Origin of the sequence: Streptomyces sp. NPDC088810 (assembly GCF_044750305.1) — a bacterium.
Classification (GTDB): Bacteria; Actinomycetota; Actinomycetes; order Streptomycetales; family Streptomycetaceae; genus Streptomyces.
This window is the reverse complement of record NZ_JBIVJQ010000009.1, coordinates 158,377-179,180: the sequence shown is the minus strand read 5'-3', so window position 1 is coordinate 179,180 and position 20,804 is coordinate 158,377. Positions and strand designations below refer to the sequence as shown.

General features: G+C 68.2%; 17 protein-coding genes, 1 tRNA gene and 1 pseudogene. 13 read left to right on the top strand and 6 right to left on the bottom strand.

Translation table 11 applies throughout. The annotated features are described in order from the left end of the window. Positions 1-55 precede the first annotated feature (55 nt). The 6 genes from ACIP4Y_RS27005 (at position 56) to ACIP4Y_RS26980 (ending at position 7,087) form a co-directional block, all read left to right on the top strand. A complete protein-coding gene (locus ACIP4Y_RS27005; RefSeq protein ID WP_401398147.1) occupies positions 56-1,141 on the top strand; it encodes a hypothetical protein in 1,086 nt (361 codons plus the stop codon). Further along, positions 1,134-2,786, top strand: coding sequence for a polyprenyl synthetase family protein (locus tag ACIP4Y_RS27000; RefSeq protein WP_401398145.1), 1,653 nt, complete (start codon positions 1,134-1,136; stop codon positions 2,784-2,786). Before ACIP4Y_RS27005 ends, ACIP4Y_RS27000 begins: the two co-directional genes overlap by 8 nt. Next, a complete protein-coding gene (locus tag ACIP4Y_RS26995) occupies positions 2,783-3,478 on the top strand; it encodes a hypothetical protein (protein WP_401398144.1) in 696 nt (231 codons plus the stop codon). Before ACIP4Y_RS27000 ends, ACIP4Y_RS26995 begins: the two co-directional genes overlap by 4 nt. 100 nt (positions 3,479-3,578) lie before the next feature. Then, a complete protein-coding gene (locus tag ACIP4Y_RS26990) occupies positions 3,579-4,049 on the top strand; it encodes a hypothetical protein (RefSeq protein WP_401398142.1) in 471 nt (156 codons plus the stop codon). Between the two features lie 84 nt (positions 4,050-4,133). After that, positions 4,134-4,850, top strand: a complete 717-nt coding sequence (locus tag ACIP4Y_RS26985) for a hypothetical protein (RefSeq protein WP_401398140.1) — start codon at positions 4,134-4,136, stop codon at positions 4,848-4,850. 833 nt (positions 4,851-5,683) lie between these two features. Beyond that, positions 5,684-7,087, top strand: a complete 1,404-nt coding sequence (locus tag ACIP4Y_RS26980) for an isopeptide-forming domain-containing fimbrial protein (RefSeq protein ID WP_401398138.1) — start codon at positions 5,684-5,686, stop codon at positions 7,085-7,087. 238 nt (positions 7,088-7,325) lie between these two features. On the opposite strand, the gene ACIP4Y_RS26975 is transcribed toward ACIP4Y_RS26980, so the two are convergent. Then, positions 7,326-8,546 carry a M6 family metalloprotease domain-containing protein gene (locus ACIP4Y_RS26975; protein WP_401398136.1) on the bottom strand — a complete coding sequence of 407 codons (1,221 nt, stop codon included), beginning with the start codon at positions 8,544-8,546 and terminating at the stop codon, positions 7,326-7,328. Between the two features lie 677 nt (positions 8,547-9,223). Here ACIP4Y_RS26975 and ACIP4Y_RS26970 point away from each other — a divergent pair. Further along, complete coding sequence (locus ACIP4Y_RS26970; protein ID WP_401398134.1) at positions 9,224-9,661, top strand: hypothetical protein; 438 nt, start codon at positions 9,224-9,226, stop codon at positions 9,659-9,661. Positions 9,662-10,221: 560 nt separating this feature from the next. On the opposite strand, the gene ACIP4Y_RS26965 is transcribed toward ACIP4Y_RS26970, so the two are convergent. Next, the gene (locus ACIP4Y_RS26965) at positions 10,222-11,364 is read right to left on the bottom strand and encodes a hypothetical protein (RefSeq protein WP_401398132.1); all 1,143 of its coding nucleotides are present in this window, start codon (positions 11,362-11,364) and stop codon (positions 10,222-10,224) included. 201 nt (positions 11,365-11,565) lie between these two features. Between ACIP4Y_RS26965 and ACIP4Y_RS26960 the strand changes: the two genes are divergently transcribed. The 4 genes and pseudogenes from ACIP4Y_RS26960 (at position 11,566) to ACIP4Y_RS26945 (ending at position 14,015) form a co-directional block, all read left to right on the top strand. Continuing rightward, positions 11,566-11,733: a hypothetical protein gene (locus ACIP4Y_RS26960; RefSeq protein WP_401398130.1), complete on the top strand. Its 168-nt coding sequence runs from the start codon at positions 11,566-11,568 to the stop codon at positions 11,731-11,733. An 830-nt stretch (positions 11,734-12,563) separates the two neighbouring features. Next, on the top strand, positions 12,564-12,773 hold the full coding sequence (locus ACIP4Y_RS26955) for a helix-turn-helix domain-containing protein (protein ID WP_401398128.1): 210 nt from the start codon (positions 12,564-12,566) through the stop codon (positions 12,771-12,773). Positions 12,774-12,847: 74 nt separating this feature from the next. Then, positions 12,848-13,177 (top strand): annotated as a pseudogene (locus ACIP4Y_RS26950) (site-specific integrase); the annotation flags it as partial. 340 nt (positions 13,178-13,517) lie between these two features. Further along, positions 13,518-14,015, top strand: coding sequence for a tyrosine-type recombinase/integrase (locus ACIP4Y_RS26945; RefSeq protein ID WP_401398429.1), 498 nt, complete (start codon positions 13,518-13,520; stop codon positions 14,013-14,015). Between the two features lie 784 nt (positions 14,016-14,799). Here the strand turns inward: ACIP4Y_RS26945 and ACIP4Y_RS26940 are convergent. From ACIP4Y_RS26940 to ACIP4Y_RS26930, 3 genes are all read right to left on the bottom strand, one after another. Beyond that, a tRNA-Pro gene (locus ACIP4Y_RS26940) sits at positions 14,800-14,873 on the bottom strand. A gap of 66 nt (positions 14,874-14,939) precedes the next feature. Beyond that, the gene (locus ACIP4Y_RS26935; protein WP_401398126.1) at positions 14,940-15,698 is read right to left on the bottom strand and encodes a Pr6Pr family membrane protein; all 759 of its coding nucleotides are present in this window, start codon (positions 15,696-15,698) and stop codon (positions 14,940-14,942) included. An 89-nt stretch (positions 15,699-15,787) separates the two neighbouring features. Further along, a complete protein-coding gene (locus tag ACIP4Y_RS26930; protein WP_358645492.1) occupies positions 15,788-16,714 on the bottom strand; it encodes a metallophosphoesterase in 927 nt (308 codons plus the stop codon). Between the two features lie 94 nt (positions 16,715-16,808). Here ACIP4Y_RS26930 and ACIP4Y_RS26925 point away from each other — a divergent pair, with 94 nt between their 5' ends. Next, positions 16,809-17,276 carry a GatB/YqeY domain-containing protein gene (locus ACIP4Y_RS26925; RefSeq protein WP_401398124.1) on the top strand — a complete coding sequence of 156 codons (468 nt, stop codon included), beginning with the start codon at positions 16,809-16,811 and terminating at the stop codon, positions 17,274-17,276. A 234-nt stretch (positions 17,277-17,510) separates the two neighbouring features. Here the strand turns inward: ACIP4Y_RS26925 and ACIP4Y_RS26920 are convergent, their stop codons facing one another. After that, a complete protein-coding gene (locus tag ACIP4Y_RS26920) occupies positions 17,511-19,853 on the bottom strand; it encodes a transglycosylase domain-containing protein (protein ID WP_401398122.1) in 2,343 nt (780 codons plus the stop codon). Between the two features lie 490 nt (positions 19,854-20,343). Between ACIP4Y_RS26920 and wblA the strand changes: the two genes are divergently transcribed. Then, a complete protein-coding gene (wblA, locus tag ACIP4Y_RS26915; protein WP_319147252.1) occupies positions 20,344-20,682 on the top strand; it encodes a transcriptional regulator WblA in 339 nt (112 codons plus the stop codon). The last annotated feature ends 122 nt before the right edge of the window (positions 20,683-20,804 follow it).

The window sequence follows — 20,804 nt, the reverse complement described above, 5'->3', positions numbered from 1 at the left end:
CTCACGCCCGTCACCTATTGCAACCGATACGCAACTTTGGGTTAGCGTTCGAAGCGTGTCCACGCCCGCCCTCCCGAAGCTCGGCCCGCCGGGCCCCTTCCCGCACGCCCCGCTTGCCCACCCGCTCGACCGCAAGTGGCTGCACTACGCGTTCCTGTCCCGGTGCGGCCGGCAGGCGCTCATCGCGAACCTGTCCGTCCTCGGATCCTCCACCGGCTCGGTCTTCGCGCATCCGGGCGCCCCGGCCACCGGCCGCCGCAGCGGCACCGGCACGGCCGCCGAGGGACAGCACATGGCGATCCTGCTCCTCTACGGGGAGGAGCACGGTTGGAGTGCGACGCAGTTCAACGCCGAGCAGCCCGAGGTTCCGTGGTCCGCTTTCCGGTTGCCGCATCCGCATGGAGAGCCCGGCGCGTTACGGGTGGCGGCCCGGTCGGCGGCGCCGGCAGTCGACGTACGGCTGACCAGGACCAGCAGGCCGTGCACCTCGCAGTGCGCGCCGTTCGGTGAGAACGAGCATCTGCGGTGGCAGTCGGAGCCCGGCGTCCTGGGCACCGGAACCCTGCGGCACGGCGACGGTACGGCGTCGGAGACGAACCTGCTCGGCTACCACGAGCGGGTACGCGGCCGGTGGTCCTGGCCCACGCTGGGGGGCTGGGTGTTCGGATTCGTCAACGACCCCTCAGGCCCCGGCGACCAGGCCCCGCCCTCGGCGGTCGTCTTCACCCTGATCCAGCCCGCGTACCCTGCGGACGCGGCCAACGGGTCGGTGATGCTGTGGCGCGACGGGCGCATGGTCCGTCACTTCCCGCGGCGCACTCTGCGGGTGGCGGTGAGCGGCAGCCTGGACCGTGACCGGGTGGCGATGGTGCCGCCGCTGGCGGGCTTGCTGGGCACCCCGCCGATGGCCGCGGTGCCCGGCCGTCTGCTCATCACCGCACGACTCGGCGACGACCGTCTCGTCCTCGACTTCCGCTCGCACACGGCGGGCCGGATCGCCAACCCGTCCGAGACCAGCCTGCACCCGTTCAGCGTGCACGAGACCCTCGGCCCGTGCACCGTGGAGGGCAGGGTCGGCGGACGCCGTATCGGCTTCCGTACCGGCGGCATCGTGGAGTTCGCCGGGGGTGCCCATGACTGAGACCGTCCCCGCGTTCACCGGTGCCCGGCTGCTGGACGAGACCGTCGCCGCCCTGTCCGACCGGGCGCCGGCGATCCTCGCCGCCGCGGCCGGCCAGCTGGGCGGCATCCGGTTGGGCCTGCACTTCAACGACGGCAGTCACGCCACGCTGACCGCGCGGCACAGCCGTATCGTGGTGGACCGGGACCGCTGCCCGGATCCGGACGTCGAGGTCGCCTTCGACAACCGGGCCATGAACCTCCTGTTCGACCTCCAGCGCTCGCCGGTCGACCAGGTCCTCCCCGACAGCCTCGACGTCCGCGGTTCCCGCGACGACACCCTCGCGGTGTGGCGTGCCTTCACCCTGCTGTCCCAGCGCGCGGCGGGCCTGCGCAGCATGCAGGAACTGTGGGGGGCCTACCGCGAACAGGCCCCTCAGCTGTGGGGCAGCGCGACGCCCGCCGCCCGGGAAACGGACGCCGACCCGGTCGACTGGACGGCGCTGGACTTCCTCGCGCGACGCTCCCCCGAGGACGCGCCCACACCGCCCGCGCTGATCGGCGACACCACCGTCACCGCGCCGCGTCTGCTGTGGGACGGCCGCACCAGCACCGACTGGTCGCTGGAGGACAGGGTCCAGGACGCGGACCTGATGGAGACCATGCTCCGGTGCCGGGCCCGCACCAACGAGGAGATCGAACGGCTGCTGCCGGACCGGGAGCCCCGTGCCGAGCTGTACGACCTCATGCGCTCCTACCCCGCCCGTCAGGGCAAGGGCCTGCGCCCCACCCTGACCATCGCCGCGTGTGCCGCTTTCGGCGGGCGCCCCGAGGACGCCGTACGCGCCGCCGCCGCGCTGGAGCTGTTCCACAACGGCTTCCTCGTCCACGACGACATCGCCGACGAGTCCACTCACCGACGCGGTCTGCCGACCATGCACGAGGAACACGGCCTGGGCCTGGCCGTCAACGTCGGCGACGGACTGAACCTGCTCGCCGTCGACGCCGTGCTGTCCAACCTGGAAACGCTGGGCCTGGTCCGGACCCTCGGCCTCATCCACGAGGCGGTGCACATGTGCCGGGAGTCCATCGAGGGGCAGGCCATGGAGCTGGGCTGGATCCGCCACGAGGTCGTTCCCGACACCGACGACGCCTACTTCACGATGAGCACCAAGAAGACCGGCTGGTACACCTGCATCAGCCCGTGCCGCATCGGTGCCGTCTGCGCCGGCGTCACCGACCCCTTCGTGCTGAGCCGGTTCGACGAGGCGTTCCGCCTGATCGGCATCGCCTTCCAGATCCAGGACGACATCCTGAACCTGGTCGGCGAGGAGGCCCTCTACGGCAAGGAGCCTCTCGGTGACCTGCTCGAAGGCAAGCGCACGGTGATGCTGATCCACCTCTTCCGCACCGTTTACGCCCACGAGCGCCCCCGCCTCTTCGACGTTCTGCGCCAGCGCCGTACCGACAAGACCCAGCAGCACGCCGAGGAACTCCTCGCCGCCATGCGCCGGCACGGCTCCATCGAGTACGCCACCGACCTCGCCGACCGGCTCGCCGCCGAAGGTATCGCCCGCTTCGAAGAAGACCTCCGGATCATCCCCGAGAACGAAGGCAAAGCCGTCCTGCGGCAGATCGCCCACTACGTCACCTCAAGGCCACTGTGACCACCACCATGCCCCCGCCCCCGTCGGCCGATCCCACCGCCACCGGCCCGCTGACCCCCACCGACCACCGGGCCTTCGCCTTCCTCGGCCAGGTCAACAGCAGCCTGCGCCAGTGCCTGTGCACCCTGGCCAGGCACGGCGTGGCCCTGCGCCGCGACGCCCCCGAACGCGCCCGCCTCCTGCTCGACACCGTCCGGCCCTGGCCCCTCTACAAGGGCGGCCAGTTCCTCTTCGACCTGATGGAGTGGGAGGACCTCATGGTCGACGGCGACCCCCCGCCCGTGATGCCCACCGAGCGGATCGTCTCCGCCTGCACGCTTCCCGTACAGCTGATCGCCGCCGCCACCGAGGAGAAGCCCGGAGCGACGAGACTCCTCCCCGGCCAGCGCACAGCCGCCGCCCTCGACCTCCCGCTGCGCCTGCTGACCAGCACCGCCCGCAGCACGCTCCTGGGCGCTGCGCAGGACTTCACCGACCTGCTCGGGACGCCCGCCCACCAGGCCGGCACCGACGGCGAAGCCGGAGACACCACCGGTCCGGAATCCGACCCGGAGGGTACCGAAGCGGACCTGCCGCCGCTGGAAGCGGGCTTCTACCTCTACGAGGACATCGCCCTCGGTGTCCTGGCGGTCCTCGGTCCGCTGCTGGCCGACCACGCACCGACCGACTCCGCGACACCGCCCAGCTCATGACGCCCGTCCCGCTCGCGACGGTCCACGAGCGGGCCGGTCCCCAAGCCCGCCACCGGCGGATCCGCTCACGCGGACGCACCCATCCACAGAAGGGACACCCATGGCCACGCAGACTCAGGCCCCCGTCCAGCCGGGTTCCGAGAACAAGCTCTACATCCTTCAGCAGGGCATCGTCGAGGACGCACCGGGCGGAGTCCCGGCCCACCTCAGCTTCGGCATCCTCAGCACCGTTCCCGACCCGGTGAACCCCGGAGACATCACCTTCACGCTGAAGGCACCCACCGGCTTCGTGTTCACCGGCTGGCTCTCCTGGGCCTACCACGACGTCAACACGCTCCAGGCGAAGGGCAACCTGGAGACCACCCAGGGCACCCTCGGTGACGGGGGCCGCACCCTGACCTTCACCCACAACCCGTACCTGCCCACCAACCAGGAGTGCCTCGGCTACGGCGCCCAGGTCACCGCCGTCGACGGTGCGACGCCGGGCCGCTACACCGACGGCCAGCTCAAGGTGGGCGCCGCCAGCCCGATCAAGCTCAAGGGACGCGTCCTCGACCCCGACGAGGACTGAACGCCCCCGACGAACCGGCTCGTCGGCGGTTCCGGCACTCACCCGGGCCGCCGACGGCCCCCAGCAGCGCAGAAGGGACGAAGCATGCTCGAAATGGAACACACACCGGCGGCCCACAGCAGGGGCACTGCCATGTCGGTGCTGCGGATGCGGTGGAGGGCACGGGAGGCGTGGGGCCTGGGGGTACTGGTGGCGACGATGCTGCTGGCGTCGCTCTTGCCCGCCAACGCAGCCACGGCACAGGCACAGGCTGCCGCGGCGACGCAGACCGCGGCAGCACGTGACCCGGAGTGCATCCAACCGGGCAACGCGTGGCTCAACCCGCACTTCTACTGGCGGAACGTGTTCGGCACCCGGTTGGGCGAGGGCGTGATCAACGAATCGTCGTGGCCGAACCCGTTCGGCGGACGGATCGCGCCGGGGTCGACGTTCACGTTCAGGTGGCGCCCGGACACCACACGCAATCCCGTGGGATCGCAGTACCACATCCACCGGGTCAATCTGGCCTCGGTCATGGCGGTGGCCGATGTCGAGTCGGTGGCAGGGCCGGGCAGTCTCGCCGGGACGACCCTGAGCGCCCAGGAGACACCGCCGCACAAGCTGGCAGACACCGTGGTGAAGTTCCGGATCAAGCCCGGCACGGAGGGACGGACCGCCACCCTCTCGTCGGCCGACCACAGCCTGACCACCAAGTGGCTGTTCACCAACATCAACAACCTCTGGGAGAACTTCGGAAGTATCTCCTTCACCGTCGCCAGCCGCGCCAGTCTCGGCTGCACATCGTCTTCGGTTCTCGGGTAGAGGGACGATGAGGTGACGCGTCGGTCGGTGTGCCTCTGACCGACGCGGAGGGGCCGCGGATCGAGCCGCTGGAGACTGTCGCGCCGCCCTTCTCCAGTCCTCAACGCGGCCCCTTTCTCCGGTTGTCGGAACCTCGGCCCACCGCCGCAAAGCCGACGAGGACGGCGTCGCCGCAGCCGCGGTCCTGCACCTCATCCGCACGGCCGCCACTCTGCGGGTCATCGACCACGACAAGCACGCGGCCTCCGGCCCCGGCCCCGATCACCTGCGCCAGCCGACGCGGCTGGCGCCTGCCGGGCACCTGCCCGAGCCTTCCTGCCTGCACTGGGCCCGTCACCGACATCCCGGGCCCGCATCCGCGCCGTGAGTGGCTGCTGGAACACAGCGCCGGTTTCGATCGCGGCACCGCCACCACCGGCACCCGCCGCGGAGCAGGTCACCGAGGCGTCGACCAGGTGCGCGTGCCGGGCAGCCACATGGCGCGAGTTGCCTGCTGGTACGTCAACTCTCAAAGAAGCGCTTCACCCTGAGCGGGGGTGAATGCACAGAGGCGCAGTGGTCGGATCCAGCCATGGCGGGGCGGGTGGGAGAGCACGGGGAAGCCGTGTGTGGCAGGTGGGGCCTGCCGATGGCGTAATGCCTGACGACGCGATGAAGACTGTCCCGCTGCGGGTACCGCAAACCCGCCGCGCAAGGTTGGCCGGTCCACCGCGCACACCGCTTTACGCACTTCATTCATCACGCTGTCCTTCTGGGTGTTTCCGCACCCCCAGGGCACGCAGAGTGCGTCCTGTCAGCGGTGCGCCGGCAACGTCGACCCGAGGAGAAGAATCATGGCCACGCCTCCTGCTGCTCCGCTCCGCGTCACCCTGGTCAACGGCAGCTTCGAGGATCCCCCCGTGACCAACTACGAGCTCCTGCCGGACGCTTCACAGACGCAGGCGGCCAAGCGGGTCCCGGGCTGGCTCACCACCGCCTCCGACCACATGATCGAGCTGTGGCGTTCCGGCTTCAACGGTGTACCGGCAGCCGAAGGCGCGCAGTTCGCCGAGCTCAACGCCAACCAGGTCTCCACGCTGTACCAGGACCTGCCGACGACGCCAGGCACGAAGCTGTACTGGCGGTTGTATCACCGAGGCCGCGAGGGACAGGACACCATGGCGCTGGACATCGGCGCGCCAGGCTCCATGGTGGAGCAGAGGCGCTTCACCGACGGCAACACCGCCTGGGGGTACTACACCGGCACGTACTCTGTCCCGGCAGGTCAGACGCTGACGCGCTTCGCCTTCCGTTCCATCTCCGCCGCCGGCGGAAACCGCGCCACCGGCAACCTGCTGGACGGCATCTTCTTCGGTACCGCTCCTTACATGCTGCTCGCCAAGACCGCGATCCCGGCGGGGCCGCTGGAGGTGGGCGACGTCGTCACCTACCGCATCACCGCCAAGAACGAGGGCGGCGGCGCGGCCGAGAACCTCGTCCTGACCGACGTCGTCCCGGAAGGCACGACGTACCTGCCCGGTTCCCTGCGCATCGTCGACGGCCCGAACGCCGGAGCGAAGAGTGACGCGAGAAGCGATGACCAGGCGTACTACGACGCCACGGCGAACAAGGTCGTGTTCCATCTCGGCAACGGCGCTTCCGGCGCGGCAGGTGGCAGCCTGCCCAGCACCGCGACCCAGCCTGCGGGGACCACGGTGGAGTACCGGGTCACCATCGACCGGGCCAGCGGCGGCAAACAGATCACAAACACCGCCACCGCCTCCTACGAGAACCGGCTCGGCGACAGGCCGGAGTCGTTGACCACCACCTCCAACGAGCAGGTCACGGAGGTCAAACCGGCTGCCGATCTGACCGTGGTGAAGGCAGTCGACGCGACCACCGTCACTGTCGGCCAGACGGTGACCTACCGCATCACCGTTCACAACACGGGCCCGAACGGTGCCACCGGCGTCACCGTCACGGACCAGCTCCCCGACACCCTCACCTTCCTGTCCGCCGACGGCACTTCGGGAGGCTACGACCCTGCCACCGGGCGGTGGGCGGTGGGCGACCTCGATGACGGCGCCACCGCCACGCTCGTGCTGCGGGCCAAAGCCACCAAAGTGGGACTGATCAGCAACACCGCGACCGCCACCGGCAACGAGAAGGACCCCGACACCGACAACAACACGGACACCGTCACCGTCTGCATCGAATCGGCCCCGTCCTGCTGCGACCCCTGCTCCGCCGAGAAGTAGCCTCCCGGGCCAGTGCCGGGGGCTGCTGCGACAGACCGCCCGGCACGCTCCTTGCGGCTCCGGCGTCGTCAGTTCTGGGTGATCGCGCCTCCGGCGATCGCCCGGTCGGGCCTCCACTGCGTCCAGTACCGCCGGAACAACAAGCACGGCGGCCTGGTAGGACTCGGCACCACCATAGCGGCCGTGTGGGCCGCACGAAGCTCTGGCCTACCGGCGGTTGACGCTGCTGGCCTGATGGTCACCACTTGATGGCGTTCACCGTGCTGTTGTAGGCGTCGGCGGACCGGACGGTGAACTGCACGTTGGCGGCGCGGTCATGGAAGGTCTGGCCCGGCTGCCAGGTGGCCATGTCCAGCGTGCCGCAGCCTGCCGGTGGCGCCGCGGCGTCGGGGTTGGGCATCACCCGGATCGGTCCCTGGCCGTTCGCGACGGAGGTGTCGACCTTGTAGATGACAACGCCGGAGGAGCAGGCACTGGAATCGTTGTGGGCCTTCCTGCGGGCCTCGGCGACGTAGGCGGTGGTGGTGCCGGTTTTGACTACCAGCAGCTTGGTGCCGCCCACGTACTCCACACCGTTCAAAGTGGCGGTGTTCTGGGTCCTGTTCTGCCACACGCACACGGTCTGCTCGTCCCCCGTCCAGCCGAACTTCCAGGAGAGCCAGCCGAAGTGCTGCGGGGCGGCTCCGGCCACGTGGCCCATGACGTCCCAGCCGCCGACGTACCGGTGCTGATCGCCGCTGAAGGCGTACAGGTCGGGAGCGCCGAAGGCGTGCGCGGTCTCGTGGGCGGCCACCTTGTGGCCCCAGTGCCACATGTCAGTGCCGAACGTCACCGCCCAACGAATCGTCGTGCCCTTGATGACAATCGGCTGGGTGGGCGTCCAATACCACGTGTGGGAGCCGCTGACCTGGGAGTGAGCGGTGGAGACGATGTAGAACAGGTCATACCTGGCCAGATCGGCGCCGGCGTCGGCTGCTGCCCGCAACGCGTCGGTCACGTACCGGGAGTGCTGCTGGTAGGTGGGACTGGAGGTGCCGTAGGCGTTGGAGGCCGACGGCATCCGGACCCAGCGGTTCACGACCGGCCGCATGCTCAGCCCAGTCTTGCCGTACGAGGCGTTCCACACCCAGTCGGCGGCCGGGGACAGGAGGTTGTAGTAGTCCGCGACGTTGCCGGCGCCGGCCACATCGGGGAAGTCCACGTAGACCACGCCGACGTTCTTGATCCCGAGGGGATCCAGGAACTGGGTGTAGTCGGTGTTCTGGCCCGCGTTGACCGTCGTTCCCCGTCCCTGCAGCGCACACGGCGAGGTGCTTCCGTTGACGGCGTGGGCGCGCTGGGCGGGGACGGCGGTCAGGGCAAGCAGAACCCCGAGGACCCACAGGACCAGTAAGGGCAGCGGGCGCCGCGTTCGGGGGATCCGAAAGCGCGGGGTTCGCAGTTCTCGCATCTCACTCATGGGACGACCATCGCGACCACAGCGAGACGCGACGGGGCAAATTGGTCAAACTCGCCCCATGGAGTGGAACGGAAGCCGACCCGGCGCCTGACGGAGTGACGGCCCGGTTCGCGATGCCGGTCCGCTCGCGCTCTTCGCCGGCATGGCGGAGTGCGAGGCGCTTACTGCAGGCCGGTGGGCACCCGTCCAGCGGCCCCTCCCTGGGACCTTGCGGGGGGCGAGTTGCCGTCGGTCCGGCCGGACGATGTTCCTCCCGGATGCCGTGCGATCGCCGTGGAGATCCTCACCGCACGTACTGACTGATCTGGCAGCGACCGCGAGGGCAGTCCCCACCCGGAGCGCCTGCGTGAGGACACCCGTGCCCGAGGGGAACTCGCCATCGGCGCCTGGTAGCTGAACGCGGCCCCGCGCTGGCCTTCTCGATCACCCACAACGAGAGGCGAAGCCGCTGGCCCTGTCTGCCCGACAAGGCTGTACAGGGCGAACCGACGAACGCGTCCGTGTGGCCGATGGTGCCACCCTGCGCCCGGCCGACGAGCCCTGTCGGCCGCGAGACCTGAAGCCCGGCCTCGGGAAGGCCACCTGTGCTGTGGGCAGCTTACTCACGCATGTGCCCTTCACTGTCGTGTTCTGGCAGCGACCGCCGGCCGCCGTCCGGTAGGAAAGAGCTACACCCCGTGATCACTGTGCAGTTCACCGTACGGCCCGGCCAGGGCGACGCCAGCGGGTTCGATCTGGGCGACATGGCCGTCACCGGGAATCTCGGCACGGCCGACTCGGCCGGCCATGTCCCTGATCAGGGCATGATGATCTACCTTTCGGTCGTCCAGTTGCTGGACAGCCTGGGTGCCTTTCTCCGGGGCAACGCCCGCATGCTGAGCTTCGCCGGTGCCGACACCTCCTTCGGCCTTGTCGTGCGACGGACCAAAGACGGCCTGTCGGTCGCCGGTGAGGACGGAGTCCTCGCACGGACGACGGCGCCGGAGCTCGCCTCTGCCGTGCTGCGCGCGGCAGAGGACCTAGGTCCCGCCCTTCCCCCGGAAGACCCGGTCGCATCCGACTGGGAAGCTGCCTGCGCCGCATTCCGTCCCCTCGTACCGAGCAGGAAGGGGTGAGTGCCGGCCGCCTGGACGACGAAGGCGAGACCCGCTCGCCGTTGCCTGGAGCGATCGCCCCGGGCTTCCGGTCCCACGTCCGGCACGAATCCGTCGGCCCCGTGTCAGCTGGCCGGGCGAGCGGATCCCGCCTCGCCGGGCCGCGCCAGCCGACGGACGGCACATGGGCGAAGCCGGGCGGCGCCTACTGCTTGACGAGCCACCTGGATGCGCCTCCCGCAGGCGGGCGAACCGGATCGGGAGCTGCCCGGGAGCCGAATTCCACAGTCGGCTCCCAAACGACCCCAGGAACCACTCAGGGGCCCGACCCGCTAAGCGGATCAGGCCCCTGACCTGGTACTACGGCTGTCGGGGTGGCGGGATTTGAACCCACGACCTCTTCGTCCCGAACGCGGTGGGAGCCGTTCGCTGCCTGGTTGCCGGCCCCTCACCAGCTCGTACCGACTCCGGTGCAGTCCACTGTTGTCCGCGATTGTGCAGGCGGTGCTGCCTCGTTTGGCCCCCTGTTTGGCCCCCCGGCTCCTGGTGTCCCACAGACAGAGCTGAGTACTAGCTCTGCACTAGAAGGGCGGCTCATTGCTGTACTGCATGCTTGCGCCTCCCCATCCCGCAGGCGGTCGAATTTCTTGACTCCACGCTTCGTACCCTAGGCTGCCAAGAACGTCAGCAAATTCCGCCTTATCGCTCGATTCTGGAAGCAGATCCTTCATTTGCGAGACGTAGGTATCAATCCAGTTATGTTTCTTGTTCTGTAGCTGTTCAACCACAGTTCTGAATCTGCTAGCCCCCTCCTCTACGACGCCGAGAAGGATTCGCTGTAAATCGGCCTTCGTCCCTAGGAGTCGGTAGTTGTCGAGTATAACGTCGAGATCGTCGTTAGTTCGTTCCCGCCCGACCTTGTTCAGGAGCGTCTGCGCATCCGCCTCTAGGGCGGCATCGCGCAATGCCGTTACGCTTGCGATTACATTGTGAGGTCGTCGGAATTTCGCAATGGCTCGCAGGTGGTGCGGTACGTAATGCCCCATGCCGGCTCTCCGCAAGGCTACGTTGATTACGGGATCAATTGGCGGGAGGTGGGCTGTTGATGTGCACGTAATCAGATGCTTGGCGACGGGGGACGTGGGTGTCTCCCAAGGGAAGTTGGATTGCGTTGGAAAAGTCTCCTCAATGGCAGCCACCAAGCGGGCGATGTCATTAGGGCTGCACTTGGCCGCACTCTGCAGATATTTGCTGTGGTTCATACCGGCAAGTTGGATGGTTTCGATCACTCTCGGCAACCACTCGGCAATATCAACCCCGCTGGACGACTCGATAATCTCGGCTACATCCAGCATCCCGGCCCTCTTCAGCGGTTCTGTATCCCATTCAATTTGCGATGTACGAGCTCCTTCAATGGGTGACGAGCGGGGCATGGAAGGGTTTTCACTTGAAGTTACTCTTTCGCGCCATACTCTAATATCCGTCTCCCCAGGGTCGAGCGGTGCGCCAACCGACCTGGCGTAATCGGAGAGAGCTTCAACAAGCGAAAGAACCTGAGCCAAAGTGGCTCTACTAGTTCCGGCCAACTTGTCTTGAATCGTTGAGCGCGCCATCTTCTCCCGCCTGGCTTGCGACTGCACCAGTCGTTCGATCTCGCGGATGGTGGGGTTGCCAGCGCGGACGCGAAGGGTCCGCAGATGTGCCGTCAGGCTGTTGGTGGTCATGGCCTCTCCGTGTGTCCGTGGCTGTCCGGTGCTGTCCGGGCACGTCCGGATGGTGCCGGAAGTGGCAAAGGACTCTAGGTCAGAGAGGTGCCCTGTGTCCGGTGTATTGCCATGTTCGTCCGGATTGCTGGCTCGCCGCGCACCGGACAGCTTGACTAGCAGGCGTCAAAGCACTGGAAAGACGGAAAGGCGACATCAGGTATGAACAGCGCAGAACGGCGAAAGCAGCCGCAGGGCTGGGGCTACGTGATCACTGCTGTCCTGCTTGCTGCTATCGCGCAGGATCGCAGCGCAACCGACATCAAGGTCATCGCTTTCGCTGTGTTTATGGTGGCAGCGCTCGTCCTAGTCGGTGACCGCGGCAGGTAAACAAAAGCATCACCCGGCGAAGCTGACGCCGTGCAACCGGATGCGCGCTGTGACTGATTGAGGCAGCCGCAGCGCGCATTTGTTTAGGCTAGGGCACCAAGCGGTGACGGCTCCACCCTGTTGCTCTACCGCGGCATGAAACCGGGCTTCTCCTGGGCCAGGGAGTGGAGCCGGCTGAGGTAGTCCTGCGCTGCAGGTTCTACGGCGTAGCGGCGCCGCACCTCGGCAGCAAGTTCCCGGCTGGATGATCAGGGACGGCACCGACTGACGGTCTCCTTCGACCGCGCGCTGCCCCAGGATCAGTGCCAGCTCCAAGTCGCCCTCACGCGCCGCTGTGACTCCGAGCGTGACACGGGCTTCCGCGTTGCGCATCGGCGACCGCTCGGTGCCATCGAAGTCCGTTCCTGCCCTCAGCACCTCCTCGGCGAGCGTGCGCGGAGCACCCGGGCGCGGCGTGCTCCTCTTGCTGTTCGGCGGCGGCGCCGCCCTGCGATGGTCGCGCCGCGAAGCGGCTCCTTCTGCACGCCCTGAGCCGCGCACTACACAGACACCACTCCCTCTGTTGTCCGAAGTAAAGAGCCGCTGCGTCACCTGCGTCACCCACGAACGGCAAACGACCTGTGACCTGCCTAAAGAGCGGTGACGCAGACGCCCGGCGAGTGCGTCACCCAGCGTCACCCGCGTCACCGATGACGGGCAGCCGCGTCACCGGTGACGCGCCCCGAAACTCCCTGCGTCACTCAAACCCGCAGGTCAGCGGCCTGAATGACGCAGGTGACGCGGTGACGCAGAAATCCGTACCTCGGACAGAAGCATCCTGGAGTCGCCGGATGAGCACCGTTGCTGAACCTGCTGAACAACTCCTCTACCGACCTGAAGAGGCGGCCAAGGCTCTTCGCATCGGACGCTCGATGGTCTACGAGGAGATACGCCTCGGACGACTTCAGACCGTCCGCATCGGCCGTCGCCGACTCGTGCCGCCGGAGTACATCGCGCAGTACTTCGAACTCCTCAAGCGCGAGGCGGAAGCCAACATCTGAATTCCTCAATACCCCGTTCCACAGGGACGCGTCCTTCAGGGCGCAGCCCTGCATTCTTGGAGGCACAACGCAGTATGAGCGAAAGCCCGAAGCGCACCACCCGGGCCGGTCATGGTGAAGACACCATCTATTGGGACGCGGCCAAGAAGCGGTACGTCGGGGCCGTTTCCCTGGGCTTCGCCCCGAAGGGCAAGCGCCGCCGGCCGAAGGTCTACGGCAAGACGAAGACCGAAGTGCGCCAGAAAATCCGGGACTTGAAGAAGGAAGTCCAGACCGGTGTCAAGTCACCGGTGAACTACACCGTGGCCGACGCTGTGAACGACTGGTTGGAGCGCGGCATCAAGGGACGCGAGGAGCTAACTCGCAGCAAAAACCGCAGTATGGCGAACAAGCACCTGGTTCCGCTGCTCGGCAAGGCCAAGCTGAAGGATCTCAGCGCGGACGACGTTGACGACTGGTTGGACGACAGGGCCGAAGTGCTCGCTACGCGCAGCCTGCGCGACCTGCTCGCCATCCTGCGCCGCTCCATCGCACACGCCCAGCGCAGGGACAAGGCGGCACGGAACGTCGCCCTGCTCGTCACCGCCCCGGAGGGGCGCCCCGGCCGGCCGAGCAAGGCATTGGACCTGGAGCAGGCCAAGGCCGTGCTCGCCGCCGCGCGAGGCTCGCGGCTGTACGCGTACCTGGTGCTGTCGCTCCTGAGCGGCGTCCGCACGGAGGAGGCGCGCCCCCTCACCTGGGACCATGTGTTTCTGGAGACGAAGGACGGCATCCCCCCGCACGTCGCGGTGTGGCGCTCTGTGCGCAAGCACGGCGAGACGAAGACCAGGAAGAGCCGGCGGACCATCGCTCTTCCGAAGCAGGTGGTCGACGTCCTCGAAGAGCACCGGAGGTGGCAGAAGCAGGAACGTGCCTCACGGGGGGATGGAGTGGAGCCCGGCCTGTCGCGTATTCACGACCCGTGCCGGCGAGCCGCTCGACGCAGCCAACGTCCGTCGCGACTTCAAGGCCATCGTGCGAAAAGCAGGCCTCAAGCCGGAGTGGACGCCGCGGGCGCTCCGGCACAGCTTCGTGCCGCTGCTCTCCGACCATGGCATCCCACTGGAGACCATCGCTCTACTGGTCACGACCGAGGCGATCTACCGCAAACAGCTCCGGCCTATGATCACGAAGCGCGCCGAGGCCATGGACGACATCTTTGCTGGTGATCAGGAAGCGGACTACGAAGAGGCGACGCCGTAGCCTGATCGACGGCACAAAGGTGGGTCATTCGCGGTCACGTGAATGGCCCTCTCCCTTGCACTGGGATGCGGCCCACTCTCAGCATGATTCGACTCGATGAGGGGAACTACTCCCGTCCATCACCAGATGGTGGGGAAGGGGGCGTGTCTGCTTGGTGCGCTCTGGAGACACGCCGAGCGACCGTCAATGCGTCCCCTGCCAGTCGGACGATGTACCCGGCGCTAATCACGCCGGTTACCGCGGAGACGACGGCAAGCACAGGGAGGATGAGTGGGTCCACCTCACCGGCAACCTTGGCGTACAGGAACATCGCCGTGGCTAGAACGCCCTGCAAGACTCCGACGAGGGCGGTAACTAGCGTCGTCTGCAGGATGACTTCAGTGACGTGGTCGCGAAGGGCTGGACGGTCGTTCGTTAGCCGACGCACCAATTCCTCAGTGCGAACGCCTGTTCGATGTTCCAGTCTTCGATCAAGCAGCCTGTCGAGTGGACGCTTCCAAAGATCCATTCCGATGCCAAGAAGGGCTCCGAGAATGAGCCCTAACCAGAAGACCCCGTTCATCGCGGCATCCTCTCCGCCTTGCGGCTGGCCAGGCAAGGACCCGAGCGGAGCGTCAGTACGTCAAGAGCACAACGGCGTAGCGATGCCCGAAGCTTGCCTCCTCGGCTCCTGGGAGCAGGTTGAGGAGGGCGACTGTGGCGCGGGGGCCTGATCAACTTTGTTTGGCCCCCCAAGCACGACAGAGGGCCAATCGCGATCACGCGATTGGCCCTCTGACCAGCGTCGGGGTGGCGGGATTTGAACCCACGACCTCTTCGTCCCGAACGAAGCGCGCTGCCAAGCTGCGCTACACCCCGATGTCGCTGCTTGTCGCGGCGACGTCGTTTACTTTAGCCCACTGGTGGCTCTGGACGAAATCCGGTTCAGGCGCGGCGGCGGACCGGGGTCGGGCGGGTGTGGTCGAGGGCCACCAGGAGGACGGCCAGGGCGTAGATCGCGAGTCCCAGGAGGAGGGCGTTGGCCAGGGTGCTGCGGTAGCCGTGGGCCGCCACGTCCAGGAAGGGGTAGAGGTAGCGGGACGGGCTGGTGGTGGGGAGGAAGGCGGCCCTGGTGAGGAAGAAGGTCAGGTAGGCCAGGGGGTAGAGGAGCCAGGCCGCCGTCTGGCGGAGGTGCAGGCGGGCCGAGGGCGTGAGCAGGAGCCAGTCCAGCAGGGCCGCCGTCGGGACCAGCGTGTGGAGGATCTGGAGGGCCGCCCACTGGGCGTGCCAGCGCTCCGGGGCCGTCGTCGCGCCCGTCAGGGAGAACGGGGGCGTCGTGTGGCCCAGGAGCAGGTGGTAGACGAGCGCGGCGGTCAGGGCGTACAGGAGTGTGGCGCCTGTCAGCGCCGAGGGGAGCGGGCGGCGGGCGTGCCAGGCCCGTCTCGCCGACAGGAGCATGACCACCGCCAGCAGGACGCCGGTCTGGACGCTGAAGTAGCTCAGGACGCGGGCCGGGGGGCCCAGCAGGAGTTCCAGGGCGACGCCGGCTGCCGCCGCCACGGCGGTCAGGAGGCGGAACACCGCGGCCAGGGGGCGGCGGACCGGCGCCACCACCGCCGTGGCCGGGACCGGGGCGGGCAGCAGCAGGGGCGGGCCCGGGACCGCGGGCAGTTCCGGGATGTCCCTGGGTATCGGGACGGTCATGCCCTCACGCTAGGAGCGGGGGAGGGGCGCGGCCAGGCGGACTCGTCCAGGTGGGTTACCCACAGCCAGGCCCTCCCCCGCGCGCGGGATTACTCCCGCCCCACCAACGTCAGCAGCGTCGCCTCCGGGGGGCAGGCGAAGCGGACCGGGGTGTAGCGGCTGGTGCCGCAGCCTGCCGAGACGTGGAGGTAGGAGGTGTGGCCCTCCGCCGTGTGCGTGGAGAGGCCCTTCACGCGGTCCGTGTCCAGGTCGCAGTTGGTGACCAGGGCGCCGTAGAAGGGGATGCACAGCTGGCCGCCGTGGGTGTGGCCGGCCAGGACCAGGGGATAGGCGTCCGCCGTGAACGCGTCCAGTACCCGCAGGTACGGCGCGTGGACCACGCCGAGCGAGAAGTCGTACGTACCGGACGGGCCGCCGGCCACCTGGGCGTACCGGTCGCGCTTGATGTGCGGGTCGTCCAGGCCGGTCAGCTCGATGGAGGCGCCCTCGATCTTGAGGACCCCCCGCGTGTTCGTCAGGTTCAGCCAGCCCGCCGCGTCGAAGCCGTCCCGCAGGTCCTCCCACGGGTTGTGGACCGCACCGACCACCGGCGGGTTGCCGTTCAGGCCGTGCCGGCCGCTCGTCTTCTCCAGCAGGTAGCGGGCCGGGTTACGGAGTCTGGGGCCGTAGTAGTCGTTGGACCCGAAGACGTACGCACCCGGGAACTCCATCAGCGGGCCCAGCGCGTCCAGGACCTCGGGGACGCCCTCGGGGTCCGACAGGTTGTCGCCCGTGTTGATCACGAAGTCGGGGCGCAGCCCGGCCAGCGACTGCAGCCAGCGCTGCTTCTTGCGCTGACCGCTCACCATGTGGATGTCGGAGACCTGCAGAACACGCAGCGGGCGCATGCCCGGGGGCAGGACGGGGACGGTGACCCGTCGGAGTCGGAAGGAACGGGCCTCGAAGCCCGCCGCATACACCAGGCCGGCGGCGCCGGCCGCCACGATGCCAAGGGGGATTCCGTATCGCGCGCGCATGTGCCCATCGTGTCAGACCGGTTGGGTACGGCGAGACCGGCCGCCCGGTTAAATGCGCGGGCGTGAGCGGCCGTGTACCTGCGACAATCGGGCCATGACCACCACGCTCAAGTCGAAGCTGCAGGACGACCTCAACGCCGCGATCAAGGAGCGCGACGAGCTCCGCTCCTCGACGCTCCGGCTGACGCTCACCGCGATCACCAAGGAGGAGGTCGCGGGCAAGGAGAAGCGGGAGCTCTCCGACGACGAGGTCCTCAAGGTGATCACCCGCGAGGCGAAGAAGCGCCGTGAGGCGGCCGAGGCCTTCGCGCAGGGTGGCCGGCCCGAGCAGGCCGAGCGGGAGAAGGCGGAGGGCGAGGTGCTCGCCGAGTACCTGCCCAAGCAGCTGTCCGACGAGGAGCTGACCGCGATCGTCGCCCAGGCCGTGGAGGAGGCCAGGGCGGCCGGCGCCGAGGGGCCGCGGGCCATGGGCGCCGTCATGAAGATCGTGAACCCGAAGGTGGCCGGCCAGGCCGAGGGCGGCCGCGTCGCCGCCGCGGTGAAGAAGCTCCTCCAGGGCTGAGCAGCGGATCCAGGGCTCAGCTGCAGGTCCAGGGCTCGGCTGCAGGGCCGGGTCTCGGCTGCAGGGCCGGGTCTCGGCTGCAGGGCCGGGTCTCGGCCGTAGCTCTGCGGCTGAGCAGCTCCTCAAAGGCAACCGCCGCGCCGAGTACGACGGCCGAACCGAACCTCCACGCCCACGACCGCGGGGCCGCACCCCCCACTCAGGGTGCGGCCCCGCCGTCGTACCGCGAACCGGTTACCCCCGGCCGCCCCCGTTCCCGTTCCCGTTGTTCCCGCCGTTCACCTGGCCCTGGATGAAGTTCTCGGGGATGGAGAACGTCGGCGTCGGGAACGTGCCGCCGAGCGCGCCGGCGGTGGTGTCACCCGTGGCGGCCGTGCCCGGCGTTCCCCCGTCCGTCGGGCCGCCGACCAGTCCGCCGATCAGTTGTCCCGTCGTGTCCCCGTTGTTGCCGTCGTCCCTCCCCCCTCGGCCTTTTCCCTGATCATCACCCTCGTGGGTGGCGTCGGGGATGTCGACCAGGTGGAAGTCCTCCACGGTCTTGCCTTCGAGGGCGCCGCTCATCATGTCGCGCCAGATCGGGCCCGGGACCTCACCGCCGTAGACCTTGTCGTGCGGGATGCCGCCGATGGTGATGTTGGTCATCTTGCGCTTGTGCTGCGGGTCGCCGACCCACACCGCGCCCGCCATGTTCGGGGTGTAGCCGACGAACCAGGCCGCGAAGCGCTCGTCCGTCGTACCCGTCTTGCCCGCGCTCGGGCGGCTGCCGAGACCGGCCTCCTGACCCGTGCCGTCCTCGACCACGCCCTTGAGGAGCGTGCTGACCGTGTCCGCGGTGTTCTCCGACATCGCCCGCGAGCAGGTCGACTTCGGCACCTCGAGGGACTTCTGGTCGCTGCCGACCTTCTGGGTGATCGACTCGATGGCGACAGGGGTGCAGTACATCCCGCGCGAGGCGAACGTGGCGTACGCGTTCGCCATCGTCAGCGGCGAGACCTCCTGGGTGCCGAGCGCGATGGACGGCGCCTGCTGGATCTTGCGGCCGTCCGCGCGCTGCACGCCCATCTTCTTGGCCATGCCGACGACCGGGCAGATGCCGATGTCGCTGATCAGCTGCACGTAGTAGGTGTTGACCGACTTCGCGGTCGCCTCCTTCATGGCGTACGGGCCGCGCTCCGACTCGTTCTCGTTGGTCAGCTTGGTCGGCTTGTTCGGGTCGTCGCGCCAGATCTTGCCGTTGCACGCGGACACCGGGCTCGGGTACGCCATCTCGTACGGCGACGAGTACTCCTGCGTCGGGGGCTTGCCGCCCTCGACGGCCGCCGCGGCGACGATCGGCTTGAACGTGGAACCGGGCTGGTACCCGGCGCCGCCGCCCATGTCCGAGTTGACGGAGAGGTTGATCGTCGTCTCGTCGTTCTTGACGTTGACGCCGTACGGGCGGGACTGGCCCATCGCGAGGATCTTGCCGGTGCCGGGCTCGACGATGGTCGCGGCGGTGGCCACGGCGTCGCTCTTGTAGACGTGGTCCTTGATGGACGCCTGCGCGGACTTCTGGGCCTGCGGGTCGAGCGTGGTGCGGATCGTCAGGCCGCCCTGGTTCCACAGCTTGGCCCGCCGCTCCCTGGTCTTGCCGAAGACCGGGTCCGTGAGGACGACCTGGCGGACGTAGTCACAGAAGAAGCCGGCGCCCTTCACGGCGGTGATGCAGCCGTTCTTGGGGCGGCTGGTGTGCAGGCCGAGCGGCTTCTCCTTGGCCTGGTCGGCCTCCTTCTGGGAGATGTCGCCCAGCTCCGCCATGCGCTGCAGGACGGTGTTGCGCCGCTTGGTGGCCTCCGCCTCGTCGTTCACCGGGTCGTACCGGCTCGGGGACTGCACGATGCCGGCCAGCAGCGCCGATTCCTGCAGGTTCAGGTCCTTGGCGTGCTTGGAGAAGTACCGCTGGGCGGCGGCCTCGACGCCGTAGGCCTGCTCGCCGAAGAAGGTGATGTTCAGGTAGTTCTCGAGGATCTTCTTCTTGCCGAGCTTGTCCTCGATCTGGATCGCGTACTTCAGCTCGCGGATCTTGCGGCCCAGGGTCTGCTGGGTGGCCTCGGCGACCTTGGTCGGGTCGTCGCCGGCCTCCTCGATGAAGTAGTTCTTCACGAGCTGCTGGGTGAGCGTGGAGGCGCCCTGGGCGACCCCGCCCTCCCGCGCGTTCTTGTTCAGGGCGCGCAGGACGCCCTTGAGGTCGACGGCGCCGTGCTTGTAGAAGCGCGAGTCCTCGATCGCGACGATCGCCTTCTGCATGTACGGCGAAATGTCCTTGAGGTCGACCACCGTACGGTCGCGGGAGTAGACGGTCGCGATCTGTTTGCCCTGGTTGTCCAGGATCGTGGTGCGCTGGCTCAGCTGGGGACTCTTCAGGTTGGCAGGGATCTCGTCGAAGCTCTTGACCGAGCCCTTGGCCGCGAGGCCCAGCGCGCCGGCCGCGGGCAGCGCGATGCCGGCCATCACGGCTCCGGCGAGCACACTGACGCCGAGGAACTTGGCGGCCTGCTGCATGGGCGACAAACCGCCGCCCGAGCGCTTCTTTGGCATGGGGGCAGCCTAATCCGTACTGTTGAGCGTTCCGAAGGAGCGACCGCATCACGGCACGGCAAAGCGGTGGGTCTGCGTTCCCATTCGCCGGACACGCGCCCAGGCCTTGGCCTAAGCTGCTCTCAACTGTCACAGCAGTGCGGTCATGTAGCTATACGTCCGGCGACCCCGAATCGTTCCGGACCCAGCCGGAGATCCGCAGGGAGCGTCCCGCTTCCCCCGGGGACGAGCCCGATTCCGCCGCGTGTGTCGCCTGGCGCCCCGGCGTGACGTACCACGACTGTCCCGGTTTGCCGGGATGATCACGCATGTCGCCAGCTCACTCCCGCGGGTGATCTGCCGCTTACCCATAGTCCGTTCGGGCCATTCAAGATTGGGCCCGCAGGGGGTGTTGCGCTGTGCCCACCTTCCGTAACGTCCTCAACTGGCGGCGGTGAATATGCCGCTGCCGCCGTGGGGGAGCCTCGATTCGGGAGAGGACGGCGCCGGTATGGGCTGGGTAACCGACTGGAGTGCGCAGGCTGCCTGCCGCACTACCGATCCGGATGAACTGTTCGTTCAGGGAGCAGCGCAGAACAGGGCCAAGGCGGTGTGCACCGGATGCCCGGTACGCACCGAATGCCTGGCGGATGCGCTGGACAACCGCGTCGAGTTCGGCGTGTGGGGAGGCATGACGGAGCGGGAGCGCCGCGCGCTGCTGCGTCGCCGGCCCACCGTCACCTCGTGGCGCAGACTGCTGGAAACCGCCCGCTCGGAGTACGAGCGGGGCATCGGGATCGTGCCCCTCGACAGCGACGAGGTGTACGAGAACTACGCGGCGGTGAGCTGAGGGGCACCCCCCTCGGGCACCCACCTGGGGCGTATCCCGGGCACATGGTCCGGGCGAGCCCGCTTCGGGCAACCGCCACCTCTGCGAGCGCCGCTTGCTGCGCACTGCTGACCGCCGTGTGC

Bases quoted from the DNA above. Each gene is read 5' to 3' on its own strand.
- ACIP4Y_RS26925 (WP_401398124.1), top strand. From the start codon at position 16,809: ATGACCACCACGCTCAAGTCGAAGCTGCAGGACGACCTCAACGCCGCG.
- ACIP4Y_RS26980 (WP_401398138.1), top strand. From the start codon at position 5,684: ATGGCCACGCCTCCTGCTGCTCCGCTCCGCGTCACCCTGGTCAACGGC.
- ACIP4Y_RS26960 (WP_401398130.1), top strand. From the start codon at position 11,566: ATGAACAGCGCAGAACGGCGAAAGCAGCCGCAGGGCTGGGGCTACGTG.
- ACIP4Y_RS26930 (WP_358645492.1), bottom strand. From the start codon at position 16,714: ATGCGCGCGCGATACGGAATCCCCCTTGGCATCGTGGCGGCCGGCGCC.
- ACIP4Y_RS26945 (WP_401398429.1), top strand. From the start codon at position 13,518: ATGTGTTTCTGGAGACGAAGGACGGCATCCCCCCGCACGTCGCGGTGT.
- ACIP4Y_RS26985 (WP_401398140.1), top strand. From the start codon at position 4,134: ATGCTCGAAATGGAACACACACCGGCGGCCCACAGCAGGGGCACTGCC.
- wblA (WP_319147252.1), top strand. From the start codon at position 20,344: ATGGGCTGGGTAACCGACTGGAGTGCGCAGGCTGCCTGCCGCACTACC.
- ACIP4Y_RS26965 (WP_401398132.1), bottom strand. From the start codon at position 11,364: ATGACCACCAACAGCCTGACGGCACATCTGCGGACCCTTCGCGTCCGC.
- ACIP4Y_RS26955 (WP_401398128.1), top strand. From the start codon at position 12,564: ATGAGCACCGTTGCTGAACCTGCTGAACAACTCCTCTACCGACCTGAA.
- ACIP4Y_RS26975 (WP_401398136.1), bottom strand. From the start codon at position 8,546: ATGAGTGAGATGCGAGAACTGCGAACCCCGCGCTTTCGGATCCCCCGA.
- ACIP4Y_RS26990 (WP_401398142.1), top strand. From the start codon at position 3,579: ATGGCCACGCAGACTCAGGCCCCCGTCCAGCCGGGTTCCGAGAACAAG.
- ACIP4Y_RS26935 (WP_401398126.1), bottom strand. From the start codon at position 15,698: ATGACCGTCCCGATACCCAGGGACATCCCGGAACTGCCCGCGGTCCCG.
- ACIP4Y_RS26920 (WP_401398122.1), bottom strand. From the start codon at position 19,853: ATGCCAAAGAAGCGCTCGGGCGGCGGTTTGTCGCCCATGCAGCAGGCC.
- ACIP4Y_RS27000 (WP_401398145.1), top strand. From the start codon at position 1,134: ATGACTGAGACCGTCCCCGCGTTCACCGGTGCCCGGCTGCTGGACGAG.